This window comes from Streptomyces sp. NPDC001002 (assembly GCF_053599215.1).
The window spans coordinates 1-5,036 of sequence record NZ_JBSFLV010000273.1 but is presented as its reverse complement, the minus strand read 5'-3'; the positions used below and the strand labels follow the sequence as shown (position 1 = coordinate 5,036).

Sequence of the window (5,036 nt, the reverse complement as noted above, 5' to 3'; positions counted from 1 at the left end):
GTACGACAGATCGCCCACCGGCCGATCCAGGCTCTCCTGGAGTCCGAACTCCCTTACAGCGACCAGTACTTGGGCGGATCAGCACCGGGGCCCCCGTCGACGTAGAGGAGCCGGCTAGGCGATGTGGTCTTCCTGGAGTTCCGCCGTGTGGCGGTTGGTGAAGCGGTTGACCATGCGCTCGGCCTCGCGCTGCGGGAGCGTGATGCCGTACGTGGCCTCCACGTCGCCGCGGAACTGGCCGCCGGTCGGGTAGCTGCCGTCTATCGACTTCTTGAAGATGAGGTAGTAGTCGTCCTCGCTCGGCTCCGTGCCGCCGCCCGCACCCATCTCACGGGTACGGCCAGGTCCTGCCGGGATCGGGAACGTGCCGGTGTCCTCCGGAGAGGGCTCCGGGACCGCCTCCTCCTCGTACTGCTGAGGGATCGTCTGCTGCTCGAAGAGCCGGCGCTCCTGGAACCGCTGCTGCTCCTCGAAGCGCCGCTGCTCCTCGTACTGCTGCTGGGACTGGTACTGCTGCTGCGCCTGGAGCTGCTCGGCCTGCTGCTGCTCCTCGTACCACTGGGCGTCCGCGATGTCCGGGTCGAAGTTCGGGTCGTAGCCGCCCTGGTACGCGATGGACTGCGGGTCGCGCGAGTGGAGCCACGGGTTCTGCTGCTCGGCGGCGGCCTCGTCGGCGTAGGCCTGCTGCTGCGGCTGCTCGGGTGCGGGGAGTTCCTCGCGTACCGGTGCCTGGTTGTTCTGCACGACCGCCGGTGGCGTCGGCTCCGGGGCCGCCTCCAACTGCGGGGCCGGCGGCAGGAGTACGGGCTCGATGCCCGCGGCGGCGAGGCCGGCCGGTGCCGTCTCGGCGAGCGGGACGCCGTAGCGCGCGAGGCGCAGCGGCATCAGGGACTCGACCGGGGCCTTGCGGCGCCAGGCGCGGCCGAAGCGGGAGTTGAGGCGGGCCTGGTAGACGAGACGGTCCTGCTCCAGCTTGATGACCTGCTCGTAGGAACGGAGTTCCCAGAGCTTCATGCGGCGCCAGAGGAGGAAGGTCGGGATGGGGGAGAGCAGCCAGCGGGTGAGGCGGACGCCTTCCATGTGCTTGTCGGCCGTGATGTCCGCGATGCGGCCGATCGCGTGCCGGGCCGCCTCCACCGAGACCACGAACAGCACGGGGATGACCGCGTGCATGCCCACGCCCAGCGGGTCGGGCCAGGCCGCCGCGCCGTTGAAGGCGATCGTGGCGACCGTCAGCAGCCACGCCGTCTGGCGCAGCAGCGGGAACGGTATGCGGATCCAGGTCAGCAGGAGGTCGAGGGCGAGCAGGACGCAGATGCCCGCGTCGATGCCGATCGGGAACACGTACGCGAAGTTCCCGAAGCCCTTCTTGAGTGCCAACTCGCGGACCGCCGCGTACGAACCGGCGAAGCCGATGCCGGCGATGATCACGGCGCCGAACACGACCACGCCGATGAGAACGCGGTGCATCCGAGTCAGCTGGATTGGCGCGGCCACCCGTACTCCCCTCCACATGCGTGTTGTTGCGCGCAACAGAGTGGCACATGTGTGCGGCGCACGGGTTGCCGGTGGGCCCCGTCAGCTCTTCTTCGCAGCCGACTTGGACGGGGATGCGGACTTCGCGGTGGACGGAGAGGCCGAGGTGGACGCGGACTTGGAGGGAGCCGGGGTCGTCGTTGCAGAACCGGAATCTGAACCGGAGCCGGAGCCCGCCCCCGACCCCGAACCGGTGCCCGTGCCCGCGCCGTTGGCCGCCGACACCGCGCCGACCGCCTCCTTGGCCGCCTTCTCCGCCAGCTTGGCGAGCGTGTCGGCGTTCGGCGTCTTCTCGCCGGCCAGACCCGCGCCGTTGTAGTCGAGCGTGACGACGACGTTCTCGACGCGCGTCACGATCGTCTGCTGCTTGAAGGCGCCTTCCTTCTTCTTCAGGTCGTAGCGCACGAGCGTCGCCGCGTCACCGATCCCGGTCACCGGCTGCGTCTTCGTGTTCTTCGCGCCCTCCGCCGCCTGGGCGTCCTTGATCTGCTTCTCGTAGTACGTCTGCGCCAGCTTGTCGCCCTCGCCGCGCGTGACGTCCGACTCGAAGCGCAGCAGCGACACGTTCAGCCAGCGGAACTGCGAGCCCTTCACGCCGTTGTTGTCCAGGCTGTCCCAGGAGCAGCTCGCCCGCGTCCCGGTGTCGCTCGACGTGCCTTCCCTGCCGGACTTCGCGCCCTTGGGCACCAGCGAGGTCAACGTCTTCTTCGACAGTACGTCGCAGGAGTCCGGCAGCTTCTTGTACGCCGCCGCCTGCACGGTCGGTGCCGCGCTCGCGGAGGCCGAGCTGTCCCCGCCGGCCGCGCTGCTGCCGCCGTCACCGGAGTCGGAGCCGGAGTCGGAGGAGCAGCCGGCGGCGAGCAGCAGTGCGGGGAGGGCGGCCGCGCCGACAAGGACGCGGTGGCGCCGCTTCCCCCGTCGGTCTCGCTCGTTCCGTCGGACTGACTGTGCTGGTCGCTGCATGGTTCCTTCACTCATGACGCTCGTGGTTCCTGCCGTCGGATCGGGTCCGAGGGGCCACGGTAGTCGGTGAAGAAGCTGTGCGGTTCGGCTTCATCCGCTTTGCGAACGGGCCCGTGGGGGCGCCCGGAGGGGGTCAACCGCTCAGGGTGTCGGCCAGTTGAGAGGCCAGTTTCCGGGCCTTGTCCTGCATTTCCTTGCTGTCCGGGGTGGCGCCGCCACCGGCCGGCTGCTCCTCGTACTCGATCGTCACGATGACGTTGGACGTGCGGAACACCACAGTCACCGTGCGCGGCTGGGCCGCGGCGGCGGAGCCGCTCAACGCGTCGTCGAGGTACGCCTCGTCGCCGAGGCCGTCCAGGACGCGGGGCTGGAGGTCGGAGGGGGTGACGGAGCTGGAGGGCGAGCCGGAGGCGGAATCCGAGGGGTCGGCGCTTGCGGCGGTGGAGGCGGAGGCGGAGGAACTGGCCGTGGGGGAGGCGGAGTCGCTCGCGCTGTCCTCGGCGCCCGGGCTGGAGGTGGTCGGCTCCGGGAGGTCGGCGGCGACCTGCTTCTCCGCGAAGAGCTCCTTCGCCTGTGTGTCGTCGCTCACGGCGTTGTCGTAGGAGACGACCCGCTCGAAGTCGACGTGGAGGTGGTCGGTGGCGTCCGCGGACTCCACCTTCCAACGGCAGCCCACCTTGCGGTCGGTGTCGAAGGTCTGTGTGGCCGCGCCCGCGTAGGACTTGGTCCGCTGGTCCTCGTCGGTGATCTCCTTGACGCCGGGCAGCAGCGAGTCGAGATTGCCCTGACTGACCGCGCCGCAGGCCTCCGGGAGGCTGTTGTACCGCCCCGGCTGGGCCGAGACGGCCGACGTGCCGCTGTCACCCGGGTTCGAGTCGTCCGTCGAACCCGTGTCCCCGGACCCGCCGGTGCAGCCGGCCAGCAGTGCCGCGAGAAGCGCGGCGGCGCCGGGTACGTATGCCTTCCGCTGCACGGTCGGGCTCCTCTCGACGGCGGCCCGGTGGCCGTAGACGTGCCAGGTCTTCCAGTGTCCCCGCTGGTTAATCGCTTGCCGCACCGGGGCGTCCCCTGGAGACAATGTCTATCGCACGCATGGCCGTGGACGCCGGTCCGTTGTCTCTTTTGGCCCACCTGGCGTCGCTAATGCGATTCAAGACTTTCACTTACTTTTGTTGCTGTTCCGGGGGAATGAGGACGAGATGTCGTACGTAGAGCTGCCGGGGGCGAAGGTCCCCATCCGCATGTGGACCGACCCCGCGTCGGTCGAAGAGGGCGCGCTCCAGCAGCTGCGCAACGTCGCGACCCTCCCGTGGATCAAGGGCCTCGCGGTCATGCCGGACGTCCACTACGGCAAGGGCGCGACGGTCGGCTCCGTCATCGCGATGCACGGCGCGGTGTGCCCGGCGGCGGTGGGGGTGGACATCGGCTGCGGGATGTCGGCGGTACGGACGTCACTGACGGCGAACGACCTGCCGGGGGACCTGTCCCGACTGCGGTCGAAGATCGAGCAGGCGATTCCGGTGGGGCGGGGGATGCATGACGATCCCGTCAAGCCGGGGGGTTTTCATGGGTTCGCGACCGCGGGGTGGGACGACTTCTGGGGGCGGTTCGACGGAATCGCCGACACGGTCAAGTTCCGTCACGAGCGTGCAGGAAAGCAGATGGGAACGCTTGGATCCGGAAACCACTTCATCGAGGTTTGCACGGATACGACCGGTTCTGTCTGGCTGATGCTGCACTCCGGTTCCCGGAACATCGGCAAGGAACTGGCCGAGCACCACATCGGCATCGCCCAGAAGCTCCCGCACAACCAGGGCCTGGTCGACCGCGACCTCGCCGTCTTCGTCGCGGACACCCCGCAGATGGCGGCGTACCGCAACGACCTGTTCTGGGCGCAGGAGTACGCCAAGCGCAACCGCTCGATCATGATGGCGCTCCTGAAGGACGTGATCCACAAGGAGTTCCGGAAGGCGAAGCCGACCTTCGAGCCCGAGATCAGCGCGCACCACAACTATGTGGCGGAGGAGCGCTACGAGGGCATGGACCTGCTCGTCACCCGCAAGGGCGCGATCCGGGCCGGCTCCGGCGAGTTCGGGATCATCCCCGGCTCCATGGGCACCGGTTCGTACATCGTGAAGGGCCTCGGCAACGAGAAGGCCTTCAACTCGGCGTCCCACGGCGCCGGTCGGCGGATGAGCCGTACGGCGGCCAAGCGGCGGTTCTCCACGAAGGACCTGGAGGAGCAGACGCGGGGCGTGGAGTGCCGTAAGGACTCCGGCGTCGTGGACGAGATCCCGGGTGCGTACAAGCCGATCGAGCAGGTCATCGAGCAGCAGCGGGACCTGGTGGAGGTCGTCGCGAAGCTGAAGCAGGTTGTTTGTGTGAAGGGCTGAAAGGCCGGACGGCTCAAGGCTGAACTGCGCGGTGCCGCACGCTGGTTGGCGCTGGCCCACCTGCACGGCCTGGAGCGGGCCCTGGCGGAACTGGCCACCCCACTGCGGACGCCGTCCGGCTCACCGCTGGTCGGCGCCTGAGCC

General features: G+C 69.0%; 4 protein-coding genes. 1 reads left to right on the top strand and 3 read right to left on the bottom strand.

The features are described 5' to 3' along the window. Window positions 1-114 precede the first annotated feature (114 nt). From ACWDR3_RS47145 to ACWDR3_RS47135, 3 genes are all read right to left on the bottom strand, one after another. On the bottom strand, window positions 115-1,470 hold the full coding sequence (locus tag ACWDR3_RS47145; protein ID WP_450358855.1) for a DUF2637 domain-containing protein: 1,356 nt from the start codon (window positions 1,468-1,470) through the stop codon (window positions 115-117). Between the two features lie 108 nt (window positions 1,471-1,578). Beyond that, window positions 1,579-2,499 (bottom strand): DUF3558 family protein, encoded by a 921-nt coding sequence (locus tag ACWDR3_RS47140; RefSeq protein ID WP_450358854.1) that lies wholly within the window; start codon window positions 2,497-2,499, stop codon window positions 1,579-1,581. Window positions 2,500-2,632: 133 nt separating this feature from the next. Further along, on the bottom strand, window positions 2,633-3,472 hold the full coding sequence (locus ACWDR3_RS47135) for a DUF3558 domain-containing protein (protein ID WP_450358853.1): 840 nt from the start codon (window positions 3,470-3,472) through the stop codon (window positions 2,633-2,635). Window positions 3,473-3,698: 226 nt separating this feature from the next. Here ACWDR3_RS47135 and ACWDR3_RS47130 point away from each other — a divergent pair, with 226 nt between their 5' ends. Next, on the top strand, window positions 3,699-4,892 hold the full coding sequence (locus ACWDR3_RS47130; protein WP_450358852.1) for an RtcB family protein: 1,194 nt from the start codon (window positions 3,699-3,701) through the stop codon (window positions 4,890-4,892). Window positions 4,893-5,036: the final 144 nt, after the last annotated feature.

What these genes read in the sequence shown, in the direction of transcription:
- ACWDR3_RS47145 (WP_450358855.1), bottom strand. Translation starts at nt 1,470, where the DNA reads ATGCACCGCGTTCTCATCGGCGTGGTCGTGTTCGGCGCCGTGATCATC.
- ACWDR3_RS47140 (WP_450358854.1), bottom strand. Translation starts at nt 2,499, where the DNA reads ATGCAGCGACCAGCACAGTCAGTCCGACGGAACGAGCGAGACCGACGG.
- ACWDR3_RS47130 (WP_450358852.1), top strand. Translation starts at nt 3,699, where the DNA reads ATGTCGTACGTAGAGCTGCCGGGGGCGAAGGTCCCCATCCGCATGTGG.